The sequence below is a fragment of the Deinococcus sp. genome (assembly GCF_018260405.1).
In the GTDB taxonomy this organism is placed as follows: Bacteria; Deinococcota; Deinococci; order Deinococcales; family Deinococcaceae; genus Deinococcus.
This window is the reverse complement of record NZ_JAGLBG010000002.1, coordinates 71,345-87,491: the sequence shown is the minus strand read 5'-3', so window position 1 is coordinate 87,491 and position 16,147 is coordinate 71,345. Positions and strand designations below refer to the sequence as shown.

At 61.6% G+C, this 16,147-nt stretch carries 14 protein-coding genes and 2 tRNA genes; 8 read left to right on the top strand and 8 right to left on the bottom strand.

The window, feature by feature from the left end; all coding sequences use genetic code 11:
- Together QZ269_RS00820 and QZ269_RS13525 are read right to left on the bottom strand one after the other, a co-directional pair.
- The coding region (locus QZ269_RS00820) for a DDE-type integrase/transposase/recombinase (protein WP_291423269.1) at positions 1 to 1,594 on the bottom strand (1,594 nt) is incomplete at its 3' end.
- Positions 1,591 to 1,860, bottom strand: coding sequence for a helix-turn-helix domain-containing protein (locus QZ269_RS13525; RefSeq protein ID WP_367272177.1), 270 nt, complete (start codon positions 1,858 to 1,860; stop codon positions 1,591 to 1,593). The genes QZ269_RS00820 and QZ269_RS13525, both read right to left, overlap by 4 nt.
- Before the next feature lie 69 nt (positions 1,861 to 1,929).
- Here QZ269_RS13525 and QZ269_RS00815 point away from each other — a divergent pair, with 69 nt between their 5' ends.
- Positions 1,930 to 2,622, top strand: a complete 693-nt coding sequence (locus QZ269_RS00815; protein WP_291423266.1) for a S24 family peptidase — start codon at positions 1,930 to 1,932, stop codon at positions 2,620 to 2,622.
- A 273-nt stretch (positions 2,623 to 2,895) separates the two neighbouring features.
- Here the strand turns inward: QZ269_RS00815 and QZ269_RS00810 are convergent.
- The 4 genes from QZ269_RS00810 to QZ269_RS00795 all read right to left on the bottom strand — a co-directional run bounded on the left by QZ269_RS00810 (position 2,896) and on the right by QZ269_RS00795 (position 5,862).
- Positions 2,896 to 2,971: transfer RNA gene (locus QZ269_RS00810), tRNA-Ala, on the bottom strand.
- Between the two features lie 80 nt (positions 2,972 to 3,051).
- On the bottom strand, positions 3,052 to 4,137 hold the full coding sequence (locus QZ269_RS00805) for a serine hydrolase (RefSeq protein WP_291423264.1): 1,086 nt from the start codon (positions 4,135 to 4,137) through the stop codon (positions 3,052 to 3,054).
- A 7-nt stretch (positions 4,138 to 4,144) separates the two neighbouring features.
- Positions 4,145 to 5,164, bottom strand: coding sequence for a cell division protein ZapE (gene zapE / locus QZ269_RS00800; RefSeq protein WP_291423262.1), 1,020 nt, complete (start codon positions 5,162 to 5,164; stop codon positions 4,145 to 4,147).
- The gene (locus tag QZ269_RS00795) at positions 5,161 to 5,862 is read right to left on the bottom strand and encodes a S4 domain-containing protein (RefSeq protein ID WP_291423260.1); all 702 of its coding nucleotides are present in this window, start codon (positions 5,860 to 5,862) and stop codon (positions 5,161 to 5,163) included. The genes zapE and QZ269_RS00795 overlap by 4 nt, the downstream gene beginning before the upstream one ends.
- Before the next feature lie 103 nt (positions 5,863 to 5,965).
- Here QZ269_RS00795 and QZ269_RS00790 point away from each other — a divergent pair, with 103 nt between their 5' ends.
- Entirely contained in the window at positions 5,966 to 6,391 is a 426-nt protein-coding gene (locus QZ269_RS00790; protein ID WP_291423258.1) for a DUF3197 domain-containing protein, read from the top strand.
- A 308-nt stretch (positions 6,392 to 6,699) separates the two neighbouring features.
- Positions 6,700 to 8,283, top strand: a complete 1,584-nt coding sequence (locus QZ269_RS00785; protein WP_291423256.1) for a 2-isopropylmalate synthase — start codon at positions 6,700 to 6,702, stop codon at positions 8,281 to 8,283.
- Positions 8,284 to 8,636: 353 nt separating this feature from the next.
- On the opposite strand, the gene QZ269_RS00780 is transcribed toward QZ269_RS00785, so the two are convergent.
- Positions 8,637 to 9,410 (bottom strand): DUF554 domain-containing protein, encoded by a 774-nt coding sequence (locus tag QZ269_RS00780; protein WP_291423254.1) that lies wholly within the window; start codon positions 9,408 to 9,410, stop codon positions 8,637 to 8,639.
- 267 nt (positions 9,411 to 9,677) lie between these two features.
- On the opposite strand from QZ269_RS00780, the gene QZ269_RS00775 reads away from it, so the two are divergent.
- From QZ269_RS00775 to QZ269_RS00760, 4 genes are all read left to right on the top strand, one after another.
- Positions 9,678 to 9,881: a helix-turn-helix domain-containing protein gene (locus QZ269_RS00775; RefSeq protein ID WP_291423252.1), complete on the top strand. Its 204-nt coding sequence runs from the start codon at positions 9,678 to 9,680 to the stop codon at positions 9,879 to 9,881.
- 132 nt (positions 9,882 to 10,013) lie between these two features.
- Positions 10,014 to 10,397 carry a S1 RNA-binding domain-containing protein gene (locus tag QZ269_RS00770; protein ID WP_291423250.1) on the top strand — a complete coding sequence of 128 codons (384 nt, stop codon included), beginning with the start codon at positions 10,014 to 10,016 and terminating at the stop codon, positions 10,395 to 10,397.
- A gap of 694 nt (positions 10,398 to 11,091) precedes the next feature.
- Positions 11,092 to 11,168 (top strand) — tRNA-Met (locus QZ269_RS00765).
- A 226-nt stretch (positions 11,169 to 11,394) separates the two neighbouring features.
- Positions 11,395 to 13,257, top strand: coding sequence for a clostripain-related cysteine peptidase (locus tag QZ269_RS00760; RefSeq protein WP_291423247.1), 1,863 nt, complete (start codon positions 11,395 to 11,397; stop codon positions 13,255 to 13,257).
- A 159-nt stretch (positions 13,258 to 13,416) separates the two neighbouring features.
- Here the strand turns inward: QZ269_RS00760 and QZ269_RS00755 are convergent, their stop codons facing one another.
- Complete coding sequence (locus QZ269_RS00755; RefSeq protein ID WP_291423245.1) at positions 13,417 to 13,974, bottom strand: ankyrin repeat domain-containing protein; 558 nt, start codon at positions 13,972 to 13,974, stop codon at positions 13,417 to 13,419.
- A 252-nt stretch (positions 13,975 to 14,226) separates the two neighbouring features.
- On the opposite strand from QZ269_RS00755, the gene QZ269_RS00750 reads away from it, so the two are divergent.
- Positions 14,227 to 16,062: an ABC transporter ATP-binding protein gene (locus QZ269_RS00750; protein ID WP_291423243.1), complete on the top strand. Its 1,836-nt coding sequence runs from the start codon at positions 14,227 to 14,229 to the stop codon at positions 16,060 to 16,062.
- Positions 16,063 to 16,147 lie beyond the last annotated feature (85 nt).

Sequence of the window (16,147 nt, the reverse complement as noted above, 5' to 3'; positions counted from 1 at the left end):
CGGGGTCGAGTTCCAGCAGAGTGGAGTCTGGAGCGGTCTCGCGGAAGTGTTCCAGGCGGGTTTGCCCGTCCACCATCCACTGGTTATATTCGACGACCAGCCACGCCAGCACCGCGTTCTGATACTCCTGAATGGTCTGGTGGCGCTTGCCGGGGCCAGGGTCTACACCGGTGTCCAGCCATCGCTGGGTCGCCACGCGCAGCTTCTTCAGTTCCTCGCTGGAGCGGTCCACCGCGTTTTGACCGACATAGCCGGTCATGGCGCGTTCGAGGTTATGCAGGGTCCCGAAAAAGCGTTCAACCGCGCCGCGAGTATGGGAGACGCGGGGAAGGGAGTGGACGACCTCAATGCCCAGGCCAGCAGCAATGCGGTGGAAGTGCTCGCTGGAGTAAGTTTTCCCGTTGTCGATATAGAGGCGCTTTGGAATCCCAAACAGCGGGTAATGCTCGGCCAGGGGGCCGGACTTCCGCATGATGGCCCGCATCAGAGCCAGATCGGCCTGCGCCTGATCCTCGGACTCGCTGAACGCGATGCCCATAATGCAGCCCGAGTAGACATCAATCACAGCCTGCACACGTGGCCTATAGATACGCCCAGTCTCCGGGTCCACAACTTCTACGTCGCAACGGGTCATGTCCAACTGCCACATCTCGTTCGCGTGGAGAGCCACAACTTGGCCGGTGTACGAGCGCAGGAATTCCTTACGGTCATCCGCGTTCGCAAACAGCAGGCGCAGAGTCGGGTGGTCCAGCATCATCTTCTTGACGCGGCCTACGGTAACGGCTGTGACCGTCACCTCTCTTCCTGTGCGTCGTGGCAGCACCATGGCGTCGGGTACAGCCCGCACCAGAGTGCGGTGGATGAAGGCCACGCTGGTCGTCGGCGAGTTGCTGACCAGCGCGGACACGATGATCTGCAAGGTCTGAAGTGGTAAGCGGAAGCTGCCCGCGTCGGCACGACGGTGTTTCTTGAGGCCGTCGAGGCCCCGGCGCTCCACCTTTTCCACTTCGCGGCGCACCGTTCGCGTGCTGACCCCGCGCTGCCGTGCCGCCTGTTCGATGGCCTGTGACCGAAGGGTCGTCCCGGCTGGAGTCTGGAGTACTGGCAACAGTTCCCTGTGTTTGTCCAAGGCCCCATCTGTGTCCGCATACACCCCGCTGGCGACCTCACCATGTTGAGTCAGTAGGATGGTGGCCGGGTCGAAACCGGGAGCTGTCACCATCATGTTTTGTGATGGAGACAGCTTGGGCGTAAGCGGAGCCTGCGAACCAGTTTCCTCCGCGCTCGTGGTGATTTTCGGCAATTGATGGAGACAGCTTGACGTGATGGAGACAGGTGATGGAGACAGGGGGCTGTCACCATCACCCAGGATTTGATGGAGACAGCCCCGTGGGACTTCCCAGCCGAGTGTGGCCGGGTCGTAGTAGCTCACCAGCACGCCGCCCTTGCTGTGGCGTTCAGGGACTTTTTCGCTGTAAGCAGGAGTTCCAGCCTTGCGAAGTCCAGCCAGGTGGCGCTCAATGGTCGGTTTGGACCTGTCGTACAGACGCATCAGCTCCGTCATATTGAGAAGTGCGCCGCGACTCTTACTCATGTGCGGCATTCCCCACCCGGCTTCTCGCATTTGCGTGATTCGCTGCACCGTTTACCGCGTTTGCGGAATCGCTGGCGAAAAAAAATAGGCTTAACCTTGAGTGCTTTTGCCAGCTTCAGGGTCGTCATGTGTCCAAGCCGTTTACCACGTGTGCCACGAATTAAATCATTGACGTAACTCACGGATAAGCCCGTTCTGGACGCTAAATCAGACTGGGTTTTTATGCCCAGCTCAGACATACGCTTTGTGATCTTCGGTCCTAACATGCCACCTCCATTTCCGCAGATGCGTAAAGTGTACATCCGCATTTGCGGAAAATCAATTACACTTCACGCATGACAGCGAAGGAACGCAACTCTAAGAGCAAGGTGCGCCGGGGACCGCTGCACGCGATGGTCGCCAAAAAGATTGCCGAGCTAGGTCTATCCAACGTGGTGGAGTTTGCAGCCTACGCAGGACTTAGCGACACCGTGATGTACGACATGCTGAATGGCCGAGTTGTTAAGGGTGTTGCCATCATGCCCAAATGGCAGAGCATCACGAAGCTAGCCGCAGCATTGGGCAAGCCCACACACGAAATCATGTATCTGTTCGATCCTGAAGCCCCTGGCGCAGACCTAGTGCTGGGCGTGCAGCAGGTGCCTGTATACGTTGCAGGCTGCGTAGGCGCTGGTCCAGAGCGTCTGATTGACTCGGATGACATGGTCTACGTTGAAAAAGCGTTCGCTGACAACCGCGACCTAATTGCCTTCCACGTTTGCGGAGACAGCATGGCAGGGGGTAAGCGCCCAATCTACGACGGAGACATCGTGATTGTTGACCGCAATGTTGAACCTGAGATCAACTCACCTGTTGTAGCCCGTCTAGTTGACGACGGCTATGTCGTGAAGCGCCTCCGCCCCGGCGGGATACTCGACAGCGCCAACCAGGAATACTCCGACCCAGCTACGGCCCTGATCCCGCCGAGCCGAGTTGCCCGGATGGTTGGTCGTGTTGTCCGTATTCACAGCAACATTGCCGTCGTCTGAGCGTGTTGACGTTGACACCTAATTCTTTACAGAGAGCCTGGTGGAACCGGATCGCCCCGATCCATTAGAAAAAGCAACAACCGGAACCACACTAAAGGAATTGAGCGTCCCAGTCGAGGGGCGCTCAAGATCATTTCTGCCGGTCCCGGTGTATTCCGGTTGTTCCGTTGACATTCAATTGTTTATGGATACAGACAGATAAATCACATCACAACAAGGGGAAGCAAGATGATCTGTATACAGCCCGTCCGCCCTTTCCGGAGGATTTCTTTGTGGTGGAGTCAAGGGGGATCGAACCCCTGACCTCGTCATTGCGAACGACGCGCTCTCCCAGCTGAGCTATGACCCCATCACTGCCCTTTATTTCAGGCGAGAAAGATTATACCACGCCGCTGACAACGCTGCAAGGTTCTGTTCAGGGCGGGGGCGTCAGGGCGAACGCGGCTCGAACCGCACCCCAAGCAGCCGCAGCGCCAGCACAGGCACCAGCGCCCGCTGCCCCGCCAGCGGCAGCCCACCCCGTGCCAGCACCACCACTGCGGTCTGCGTTGCGGGGCAAAAGCCCAGCGCCGTGCGGGTGCCACGCGCTACGCCGTCGTGCCAGACCACATCACCCGCAGCCGTTTTCGAGGTCGCCAGGGGCGTGTAAAACCATCCCGGAGCCACGGCACTGCGCGGCGCACTGAGGCCCGGAGGTGTTGCGGCGGCCCTCCAGAACGCGCCGCTGGCGCCCTGAAGCTGAGAGCGGGCAAAATCCAGTAGGTCTGCCGCGTTCCCGTACAGGCCCCCGGCCCCGACCAGGGCGCCGAAGGAGGTCGTTTCGGAACTGCCCAGCACCCCCCGGGGAGTAACCAGACCGGCGGGCGGTGGAACAAGCGTCACGCTTTCCAGGCCCAGCGGCGCAGTTACTAGGCGGCGCAGCGCAGCTCCGTAGCCCACTCCGTAGCCCAGCCCCGAGAGGTCTTCTCCGGCAGCGTAGGCGGCAGCTAGCGCCAGCACGCCGAATCCCAGATTGGAGTAGGCAAAACGCGGTGGCTGGCGGCCCACGGGCGGTGCCCAGCGCCGGGCACTTGCCAGGACTTGCCTGGGACTCAGGCCGCCGTATGGGTCGTTGAACTGTGTGAACTGCCTTAGCGCGGCGCGGGCCGGGTGGAAAGGCAGGCCCGCCGTATGGGTCGCCAGCGAGTAGGGGGTAAAGGTGGCGGGCAAGCCCCGGAACGGACCGCCCAGCGCCGACAGACGGCCTTCCCAGCTCAGCCGACCCTGCTGAACCAGCCCACCTACCAGCGCCGCTGTGAACGGCTTGGTCACGCTCGCCAGTTCGAAGACGCCGTCCGTCGGTACACCCGCCAGTGAGACGATCGTCTGCCGCCCCGCCCGTGAAAGGCCGACGACCCCACCGCTCCTTAGAGCGCCACGCAGCAGCGGCAACAGCGGGGCCCGGTCTGCTGGGTTCAGCTCCAACACCTCGCCGAGCTGATTCAGCGCCGCTTTCGCCGGGTCGTTCCAGAACATGCTGGAGCTAGGCCGGGTGGCGGGCTTCGTGCAGCATTTCCGAGACGCGGCTCAGCGAACGGCTGTACTTCTTGGCAAATGCGCCCGAGCGGTAGCCGTCGTCGTAAAGGCTCGACAGGCGTGCGCCCGTAAACGCAGCGGGCAGTCCCAGGTCATAGAGCTTGTCGACAAAATGCACGAACCGCAGCGCCATGTTCTGGTCGGGCATGGCTTGCAGGTCCTCGACGGCCAGCGCGTCGATTCCGCTCAGCATTCGGGCAAAGCGGCTGGGATGCACTTCCAGCAGGTGGCGGTTCAGGTCGCGGTGCGTGACCACCGCCGTCGTCATGGGGTCTTGGCGCATCATCCACTCGGCATATTCACCGGGCGAGAGCGTTTCTTCGGGTTCGGTTCCGCGCTGGCGGTAATCGGGGCCGTCAATGCGCCAGGCGTCGAAGCGCGAGGCGATGCCCTGAATCTGGCGGGCAAAGTCGGCGGCGTTGAAGCGGCCCGCGCCCAGCGCCCCCGGTTCGGTGTTGCTGGTCGCCACCACACTAGTTCCGGCGGGCATCAGCTGTTCCAAAAAGGTGTTCGCCATGTGGGTGTTGCCGGGATCATCTAACTCAAATTCGTCGATCAGCAGCAGGGCGTAACCGCGAAAGGTATTCACGGCGCGTGACATACCAAGCGCTCCGATCAGGTACATCAGGTCCTGAAAACTCATCAGGGCGACTTGCCCCAGACCACTTTCCCGGGCCGCGTAATAGGTGCTGGCGAGCAGATGGGTTTTGCCCACGCCGAAGCCGCCGTCCAGATAGATGCCCTTGCCGCCAGGTTTGGCGCGGCGAAACAGCCGGAACCCGCCCGGCTGCGCGTGGGCACTACGCACGAACTCAGTTAGCCGATCCCGCGCCTCGGCCTGACTGGGATACTCGGGGTTGGGGCGGTAATTTTCAAACCGCACGTTCTGAAAGCGGGCGCTGGGCGTCAGGTGCTCGGTCAGTTCTTCCGGCGGCACATCGGGGTTACGCAGAAGCAGGTCGATCATCGGTGAACATCCAGTTCAACCTTGAAGTTGCCCCGCCGCGTCTCGTTGACCACCCGCCGAAAATCGATGCGCCCCATGCCATCGGCGCTGAGACTGTCGCCCTCGCGGATCTCACTGCTGGCACGCGCAGGCTGACCGTTCAGACGCACCTTGCCGCCGTCTATGCCCTGCTGAAAATACGCCCGGCTGACCCCGAAACCTTTTGCGCCCACCACATCAACGCGCATCGAGGGCACCACGACCTCGCGCAATTTGTTGCCCTTGCCTGCTGTTTCTCCGACTTCCTCGACCTCGACCTCGCGCCCGCCAAGTTCGGTCAGCGCGGCGATCTTCTCGGCGCTCTTGCCGGTGGCCGCCACCAGAAAGGCGCCGCCCCGGTCTTCACGAATGTCGCCCAGCTGATCTTCGGGCAGCTCCAGACGGCGCAGTTGCACGGCAAAATCCTGCGCGTCCCAGGCGGGGGCCGCTTCCTGCGGGGTCAGGCGCAGCACCGCTACACCCGCACCGACCTCTGGAATATGAGCCGGATACAGCGTGAGCACCACGCGCCGGGCATCGGGAAAGCCTCCGGCGATGCGGTGGTGTATTTCCTGATCCTGAAGAAGGCGGCGGTCGATGGCGTCACCGTCGAGAAACGGAGTACGCACAACGCGGCCTCCGCGGGCCTGAGCCACCAGTGTGGAGAGCTTTTGCTTCATGGCAGGCAGCATAAAGCAGCCGGAGCACGCAGGACAGTAGCGGCTGTGCCCGCCCTGCACCCTGGGCCTGCCGCTAGACCTGCACTGCACTATGCTGGGGCCTATGCAAATCCCCGAACCCCTGGGCCTGTCCGGTGCGCCGCTTGAAACCTTGCAGGCCGTGATGAACGGGGTTTTGCCGCAAGACTCGCACCTGATCTTGCTGACCGACCGCCAGGGCCAGCGCGAAGGTGCTCGCTACGCCGCCCTGTTCATGACTGGTCGGGGAATGCAGGCCACGGCCCAGTTGAGCGCCGCCGCGTTCGGCCCCCATTTTGGCGAGGCGGGGCAGACGGCGCTGGCCGAACTGGTTCACTGGGCGGTGTCACACGACATGCCTGTACGCGAAACCGTCCTGAACGGGCCGGAATTCGACCACGTGACCGACGGCACCGACGCCGACACTGTCCAGCAGCTGCGGGCCGCGAGCAACCCGAGCGACGCCGCAATCTATACGAAGCTGCCCGGCAAGGCGCAAGCGGAATTCTAACGTGCGTTGCCTTTAACATAACGGGGGCTTCTGGAACAGCGCCGCTCATCTCTGCATCCTCAGTGCAGGCGAAAGTGCAGCGAGCTGACAAGTGACCCCTTGCCAACGGCCCCCCACTACCCCTACACTCTGCACATGCAAAGTTTCGGCCTGCTTCTTCTTAGCCTTCCTCCGGTGGAGTGAACGGCGACACAGGCCAGTAGCTCATCCCCCGGAGGAATCAACGCCTCCGGGGTTTTTCTTTGCCGCTTCATTTGTGTTTTCCTCTGTTTTTCAGCCCTAAGACCTGCACCATCAAGGAGCCGAACATGACCCTGCCCGACGCGAACCAGCCCGCCCACCGCCAAAGCACCGAGCGCATCCGCATTTTCGACACGACCCTGCGTGACGGCGAACAGTCGCCGGGCGTTGCCCTGAACCACTCCCAAAAACTGGAAATTGCCCACACGCTCTCCCGTCTGGGCGTGGACGTGATCGAGGCCGGGTTCCCGATTGCCAGCCCCGGTGACCTGGAAGGCGTCAGCCGCATTGCCCGCGAGGTGCGTGGCCCAGTCATCGCCGGACTGGCCCGCGCCAACAAGGCCGATATCGAGGCCGCCGCCAAAGGGGTCGAGGCCGCCGAAAAGCCCCGCATTCACACCTTTATTGCCACCAGCCCCATTCACATGGCCAAAAAGCTGAACCTGGAACCCGACGCCGTGGTCGAGCGGGCCGTGATGGCCGTTACACTGGCCCGCAGCTTTGTAGACGACGTGGAATTTAGTGCCGAGGACGCCACCCGCAGCGACTGGGACTTTCTGGCCCGCATTCTCGGGGCAGCTGTGGAAGCCGGGGCGACCACCCTGAACGTGCCCGACACGGTTGGCTACACCACCCCCGAGGAAATGCGCAAGCTGTTCGCCTTCTTGAAAGAGCAGTTGCCCGCTCATATCATCTTGTCGAGCCACTGTCACGACGACCTGGGCATGGCGGTCGCCAACTCGATTGCCGCAGTCGAGGGCGGCGCACGGCAGATCGAATGCACCATCAACGGCATTGGGGAGCGGGCCGGAAACGCCAGTCTGGAAGAAATTGTGATGGCATTTCATACTCGCAAAGACTTCTACGGCTTTGAAACCGGAATCCACACCCGCGAAATCTACCGCGCCAGCCGCCTGATCTCTCGCCTAAGCGGCATGCCCGTGCAACCCAACAAGGCCGTCGTGGGCGACAACGCCTTTGCCCACGAGTCCGGCATTCACCAGGACGGGGTGCTGAAGGCCCGCGAAACCTACGAGATCATGAACGCCGAGCTGGTGGGCCGCGAGGCCGCCGTGCTGGTGATGGGCAAGCACTCGGGCCGCGCCGCCTTCCGCAAGGCGCTAACGGACCTGGGCTATGAGGACATGCCCGACGACAAGGTGCAGTACCTGTTCGGGCGCTTCAAGGACCTGGCCGACCGCAAGGGACAGATTTACAGCGACGACCTGCGGGCACTGGTGGAGTCGCGGGCCGACGTGCCGCAGACCTTCAGCCTGGAAGGCTTTCAGATTACCAGCGGCATGAACATGACCCCGGTGGCCTTCGTTCGCCTGCAAACCCCCGACGGCCCGGTCGACGCTACGGCCCACGGCGACGGCCCAGTCGAAGCGGCGTACAGCGCGATTGCCAAGATCACGGGCCTGAACCCGGAGCTGGAAAGCTACCGCCTTCAGGCCGTGACCAAGGGCGACGACGCGCTGGGCGAGGTGAGCATCACCGCCCGCTACGGTGAGAAGCTGCTGAGTGGCACTGGTGTTGCCACCGACGTCGTGGAAGCCAGCGCCCGCGCCTGGGTGCGCGTGATGAACATGATCGTGGCGGGCATGGGCAGCGAACGCCGCGAAGGTGAGATGGCTCCGGGCCGCATTTGATACGGCATTGAAACGCAGGGGCGGGGGCTTTAGGGTTCCCGCCTTCTTGCTGGTCTGGCTCACGCTGACTGTACCGAGCGCCACAGCCAACCGACAGGCTCCAGCCTAGGATCAGACTGTTCCTGGACTGGTACAGGCAGCAGCGCATGCCCACGCTCAATTCACTGGGCGCTGGCCCTGTCTTTGCTAGGCAACCTGGCGCTTTTGCCACTGACCACTGTGCTCATCATGGTTGCAGGCGCTGGAAGGTGCAGATGCTGGGCGGCCCTGCTCCGCTCCAGGCAGTGGCAGCCGACCCCGGCTTCAACTTTCCTATAGCGGTGGTACGCCGCGCAGGTGGCCCGCAGCAGAGCCTACCCCAGCCGGGTCGCCAACCACAGCGCCAACGGAGCGATAAACAGCGCCGGAAGCATACTGCCCACGCGCACCCGTTTGTCATCCATGCCCAGGCCCGCCAGCATAAGGTTCCAGCTGATCCCCACGATCATCATGCCGCCCGCCCCAGTCAGCAGCAACACGTAAGGATTGGTTTTTAGGATGCCCGGGTCGGCCCCACCCAGCAGCTTGGCCGCAAATACTCCGGCCAGCAGGCTGATGCCGCCCTGAATAATCAGCACACTGAGGGCGCTGAAGCCCACGCCGACGCCGTAAGCCCCCGCTAGCGCCAGCGCCGCGATCCCGTCAAGTGTACTTTTGAGCACGTAAGTAGAAGAATTGCCCGTCAGACCGTTCTGAATACCGCCGATCACGGTCATCGGCCCGATGCAGAACAGCAGACTGGCCGCCACAAAGCCCTCGGTGAATAGTCCACCTCCCTTGAAGCGGCGCTTAAGCTGATCGCCCAGGCGGGTCAAGCCCTCCTCGATGCCCAGCGCCTCACCGACCACCACGCCCAGCGCCAGACTTAGCAGCGTCAGAATGACCCCCGGAATGTGCCCGCCGCCGACCTTGTTGAGGCTGCTGGCCATATCCAGGGCAATAAACAGGGTCACCAGACTCAGGGTTTGCAGCAGGCTGCGCTGGGTGCGCTCGGGCAGGCGGCTACCGAAACTCAGGCCCAGCGCCGTACCGAGAAGCACGGCCACGACGTTGATCAGAGTGCCAGAAACTTGCGTCAGAAGACCCATATCCTTTCAATTTAGCTCGGCGCAGGATCAAAAGACCTCCTGACGCTCTCCCCCCTCAAGCATGAACTTCAGCCCTAAACGTCTGACGTTGGGCTGAAAGTTCACATGCTACATTTCCAGCAAGTTGAAGCGAATGACCTGCCTTGCCTCTCACACACCCCCAAGCGGTGTGGATGTGGTGCGCCTTCGCTCAGCCGCTGTTGCAAAACTTAAAATCCTGTATGGGGCTGCCGACTGGTGGCCCCGTGTGCTTTTTGGGGGTCTGTAATGACATTAGACGGCCAGTTTCAAAACCTGCCCAAGCTGCTTAAAGTCAGCGAAGTCGCCGCCTTCACCAGCACGCACGAACGCACTGTGCGCCGCTGGATCAAAGATGGTCGCCTGCACGCCGTCGAACACCCGAGCGGGCTGCGTATTCCGCGCCGGGCGTTATGGCGCTTTCTGGGCCTCGATCTGGCCCTCAGTGCCTAAAGCCCGGCAGTAGAAAAAACCCGTCTGTGAACTTCTGCCGGGGGCATCTATGACCTGAAGGTTAATGAGAGTTATGCGCACGGCCCCAGTTATGGTGTAAGCTATGCCTCATGCCTTTGAAGGAGAAGACCTTTGCAGCTTGATTCCGGTGCAGTAGCGGAGGGCCGCATCACCCGCGTCACAGATTTCGGCGCATTCATACAGTTCGAGAACGGCGAAACAGGGCTGGTGCATATCTCGCAGATTGCCCACTCGTTTGTCCGGAACATCCACGATCACGTCCATGAGGGCGATACCGTGGAAGTGAAGGTGCTGGGCCGCGATGAACGTGGCCGCCTCGACCTTTCGATCAAGGAACTGCTTGAAGAGCCAGAAGAAGTCCCGCGTCCCCGGGCCATCGGACGGCAAAGCCCCCAGTTTGAGGCCAAATTGCGCTCGTTTATGCGCGACGCCAAAGAGCGCACCACCGCTGGCCCCGGCCCAGCCAAAAAACCTTCTGCCAAACGCAAAAAATAACCTCCAGAGTGTTTGGCAAGCAGAAATTGTCCTCTATCGGGGACGATTTCTCATAAGGTTTGTCAGGCCGCCAGGACGGTGCACCATGGGCGGCTCAAACACTGAGTCTGATTGGGGCGAATGTGGTTCTAGATGTCTACCACGCCGCAGGTTATGTGGATACGGTGATGCAGGAACTTGGTTGGAATGAAGCATTGCGAGCCGACGAACGCCGAGCGTGGTTACGAGGTGAATGCAATGGGGCAGAGTGGTTGCAGACACACTTACGACCCGAAGAAAAACGGCGGAACTGGTCTGAGGCGGGCTGCACGGCAGCCCGTTATCTACTCGAACGAAAAGGGCAAATGGACTATGTCAGATACCGGGAGCAGGGTTGGCCTATCGGCTCGGGACAGATTGAAGGAGCAAACAAAAGCGTGATTGGGCATCGTTTGAAGCGTTCTGGACAGCATTGGTCAAGACCAGGCGCAACTGCAATGGTGGCTCTACGCGCACGAAACGCATCTAAAACGAATCCACTTCCATTTCGAACCCTGCGTCACCGCGCTTTCCCGATCCCGCAATTCTGAGTTACACCCCCGTGTGCTCCCTGCACTTGATATCGCGTCCAGGGGGTGCTACATTTTTTCAGCGCCGAACTCAGTGTTTGGCCCGTGCATGGGCGTTTGCCACGCCAAAGCAGCACCGAGAACTAGGCGACGTAGCTCAGCTGGTTAGAGCGCACGACTCATAATCGTGAGGTCTCGAGTTCAAGTCTCGATGTCGCCACCAAGCTTCAGCATTAAGCCCGTGCACGCGCTGCACGGGTTTTTGCTGTTTTCGTTAGACTAGCAGCAGCTCTATCTGGGGTTTGCCGAACTGGCCGCCTGCCTCATTATCTGGCGCAAGTTGGCTTCTGTCGCTCCCATCCATGCACTTTCTGGGTAGGCTTTAAGTCTGCTCCTCTTATTGCTGGACAATTCTTCTCATTTAACGGTCAATCGATAGGATGACAGGAATGAAACCAGTTTCCCTCCTGATGCTGAGCACCGCCCTGAGCCTCACCTCCGCCGCCGCGCAGCAGGCCCCGGTTCCGTGGACGGTCGCCGTCTACCTCGACGCGGATCACAACCTCGACTCCAGCGCCCTGACCGACCTGGAAGAAATGGCCGCCGCCGGGCCGCTTAAGAACGTCCGCGTGGTCTATCAGCTCGACCGTAACGATGACGAAGGTGGTGCCAGCCCCGGCGTGGAGCGTGGCGTCATCGAGAACGGCAAGCGTGTTTCCGTCCAGCGTCTTCCTGAACTCAACAGTGACGACGCGCAGAACGTCTCGTCCTTCCTCACCTGGGCCTACAAAGCTTACCCGTCCGCGCATCACGGCCTGATCATGTGGGACCACGGCGGACAGTGGGACGGCGGCTTCGGCGGAGACACCCACGGCCCCGGCGTCTCCGAGGATCAGCCGGGCACCCTCACGCCCGAGGCATTCAGCCGCGCTACGGGCCAGGCCCTGAAGAACCTGGGGATCCAGAAACTGGACTTCCTGGCCTTCGATACCTGCCTGATGGGCGGCGCAGAACTCGTCGCGCAGTTCGCGCCCCTGACCCGCCTGTACATCGCTGATGCGGAAATCGACTACGGGGACGGCTGGAACTACGCGCCGACCCTGCAGGCCCTCAACCGTACGCCTGAGCAGAACATGACCACCTTCGGCGCGCAGGAAGTCAAGTTCTGGGAAGCGCAGCACCGCTCCAGCCCGAGTGATCGGCTGTACGGTGTGCACGCGGCGTACGACACGAGTCGCTGGCCCGCCACGCAGGCTGCCCTGAACACGTTCGCGGCCAGCCTGACTAAAGCGTTTGCCTCGCCCCAGACAGCCGGGTACCTCTGGCGCGCCCGGGGCGAGGCTATCCAGTACGACTTCAGCGACGATGGGCGCCCCGGTACCACCCGTCCCTACGTTGATCTGGGTCACTTTGCAGACAGGGTCGGGCAGTACACCCCGGACGCGACGCTCAAGGGGCAGGCGGCGGCCCTTTCCGCAGCCATCAAGCAATTGATCGTGGCCAAATCGGTCGGGCAAAAGCGCCTGGCAGCGTCGGCGCTATCGGTGTATTTCCCGACTCATCAGAACACCGTGCCGGACGGCGGTACCCTGAAGCGGTATGCGGCGCTGCCCATGAACGCGGGTACCGGGTGGTTGGGTCTTCAGCGTGCGTGGACGGCAGCCGTAAAGGCGGACACTACGCCGCCCCAGCTCAAGAACGCAGACATGACGCGCGTCAACAAGGACGGCAGTGCCCACTTCGAATTTACAGCCGCTGGGGCGGACGTGTACGCCGTGATGGCCAGCCTGTACCGGAAGAACGGGCCAGATGCGTACTTCGATTACGGCGACGTGTACTACACGCGTCTGGTCGGCGGGGACTACGAGTTCGACTGGGAGCCCCAGGCGTGGACGATGACCGATGGCGTGCAGAGCACATACGTCACGGCGGAGCACGCAGAACCAGACGATGAGTTCCTGACGGCCTACGCGCAGTACACAGCCCCTGGAGAGGACCCGTTCGACGTGATGGTTCAGTTCAATGAAGACGGTGAGATTACTGGCGTACTCGACAACAGCGGGGAATCACCGATCGGAATTGATGTGGAGGCGGGCGGCAAGCTGCAATTCTATCTGCGGACGTATAACGCGAAGACGGATAAATATGACTTCGCGGTGCAGAAGGCCGTGCTGAAAATCAGTGATGAGAATCTGTCGAAACTCAGGGCGAAGCAGAAGGAGTTGCCGAGTGGTGAGTTCGAGCTGGACTTCACAGTGTTCGATTACGCGGGCAATGATGCGTCCCAGACAGTTGAATTCGATTTCAAGTAACTATTGATGCCGCACTAAAGCATTTTGCAAAAAGATGGTGCTCTTTTGACCATCTTTTTGGCGAGTGGAACGAGTGAAAAAAAGAGCAGGACGTAGAACGAAGGGGGCGGCGGTGTTTTTCCGACGTGCCCGCCGCCTTGGGCCATGCAGAGCACGGCCTTATTCAGGGGGCCGTGATACAAGCGGCTCGAGCTGACGGGCCGTGTCGGGCGCACCCATGACTCTGGCGGCGTCGGCGGCGGTCGCTCCGCTCGCGTCACGCAGAGTGGGGTCTGCGCCATGATCGAGCAACCACTGCACAATCTCGGTGCGGTTGAACATGGCGGCCAGCATCAGCGCCGTGCGTCCGTTGGGGCTGCGTCCCTCGATACTTGCGCCGCCAGCGACCAGCAGCTCGACCATTTCGAGATCACCCTTGAAGGCGGCCCCCTGTAAAGGAGTCTGTAGCTGGTCATTGGCGACCTCGGTATCTGCCCCGGCCTGAAGAAGGCGCCGGACTGCGTCATGGTGGCCATGATAGCTCGCTAGCATAATCAGGCTATCGCCTTTGTCGTTACGCAGGTTGGCGGGTAGGCCTCTGCCAAGCAGTTGGCCCAGATACTCGGCGTCACCGCTGCGGGCTGCCGCAAAAGCCGATTGCAGAATTTCGAGCACTTCGGGATCAATCGCGTTTCCGGCGCTTGCGCCCCCAGGGGCAGTCGTATGCGTTTCAGACATGGGTCTCCTTTCCTGGGCCGGGCCGTAAGCCACAAAACTCCGGGCGCACCAGAGGGTCAGTCAGGACTGACTTCCTAAGCTTATTAGGAATCATTTTTAACAACATGAGAGGCTGTGCCGAAAAAACATTGATGAAAAGCAGCGTCCAGGCAACTGATTCTATCTGCTCCAGCGACCGGATGACCTCTATTCTGTCACCCTGCCGGAGCAAATCGGGCCACAACAGGGCCGGAATACGGCAAACTCGGCCTAATGACTGGCGCTCCGCATACGCATGCTTCCCCGACCCCCGCTGACCCGAATGTTCGTATCCGGCTGCACGACCTGACCGAAACGCTGCAAATCGTCTGGCAGGCCAGCCCCACGCAGGCCGCGAACTACGCGCTGACCAGCCTGCTAAGCAGTGCGCTGCCCGCCGCCAACCTGTACGTGGGCAAGCTGCTGCTAGACGAGGTGGCCCGCGCCATTCAGGGCCACGCGACCTACCACAACTTGCTCTCCCTGCTGGGCGTGCAGGTGGGCCTGACAGTGTTCGGCAGCCTGCTCTCGACCGTGCAGAACGCCGCGCAACAGCTGTTGGGCGACAGCCTGCAATACAGCGTGTCGCGCCGGATTCTTGAAAAAGCCTCGGGCCTGAGCGTCGAAGCGTTCGAAAACGCCGAAACCTATGACCGGCTGCAACAGGCTTACCGCGAGGTCGGCACCCGGCCACTGGGCGTCGCCATGCAGATCGTGGGGCTGATCGGGTCGGTGATTACGCTGGTGTCAGTCGGTGCCCTGATGACGCGGCTGGGGTTCTGGATTTTGCCGCTGGTGCTGCTTGCCAGCCTGCCGGGCGTGTACGTCAGCAACCGCTTCGGCGTCGAAAACTACCGCATGTTGCGCCGCCAGACGCACGATGCCCGCGTACAAACCTATCTGGGCAGTCTGCTGACTTCTGACACCCTGGTCAAGGAAGTGCGCCTCTTCGGGTTCGAGCCGTACCTGCTGGGGCGCTGGCGCGAGTATTACCTGGGTTTCCGGCGGCAGCTGGAGGTCGTGGTGCGCCAGCGGTCGGCGTGGGGGTTCGGGGCGTCGCTGACCTCGGCGCTGCTGATCGGGCTGGCGAGTGCGCTGATTCTGCGCCGCGCGGCAGACGGGCAGATCAGCGTGGGCGACTTCAGTGTATTCATCCTGGGGATTTCGCAGGTACAAGGCACCGTTTCGGGCTTCCTGAACGGTCTGAGCGGGATTTATCAGAACCTGCTGTACATGCGTAACCTGTTCGACTTTCTGGAACTTCCCGACCGTGACCTCTCGGCGGGCGACACCTGGGAAGGGCCAATTCACACCATCGAATTTCAGGATGTGGCCTTCCGTTATCCGCTGACCGACCGTGACGTGCTGCGCGGCGTGAATTTTACTGTTCAGCGTGGGCACGCCCTGGCCCTGGTGGGCGAAAACGGGGCCGGGAAGACCACCATCGTCAAGTTGCTCACGCGCCTGTTCGAGCCGACCAATGGGCGCATCCTGATCAACGGGCTGGACTCGCGCCGTTTTTCTCCGCGCAGCGTGCAAAAGGAAATGAGCATCATCTTTCAGGATTTCGGGCAATACCAGATGAGCGCCCTGGAAAATGTCGCCATTGCCGAGGTCGCGCGGCTGGGGGATCGCCCGGGCGTCGAGCAGGCAGTCGAGCAGGCGGGGGCCGAGTACATCGAGACCCTCCCGCAAGGGCTGGATACCCCTCTGGGACGGCTGTTTCAGGGGGGGCGGCAGCTGTCCGGCGGGCAATGGCAAAGGCTGGCGCTGGCCCGGCTGTACTTCCGCGACGCCTCGGTGCTGGTGTTCGATGAGCCGACTGCCGCACTCGACGCCCGCGCCGAATTTGAAACCATGTCGGCGTTGCGCGAACAGGCTGGTGGGCGCATCACCTTCCTGATCTCGCACCGCTTTTCGACCGTGCGCCTGGCCGACCAGATCATCATGCTCGAAGGGGGCGTGGTGACCGAGTCGGGCAGCCACGAGCAACTGCTGGAGCGCGGCGGAAAGTACGCGGCGCTGTTTCACTTGCAGGCGCAGGGCTACGCCGAAACGGTTGAAGGCTGATACTGACTTCCGCTCAATGCTGGTACAAGCGGGAAGCGGGCAGGCCCCATCCTGGGTGCGGTCAGGCCCCATACGGGTGCCGTTC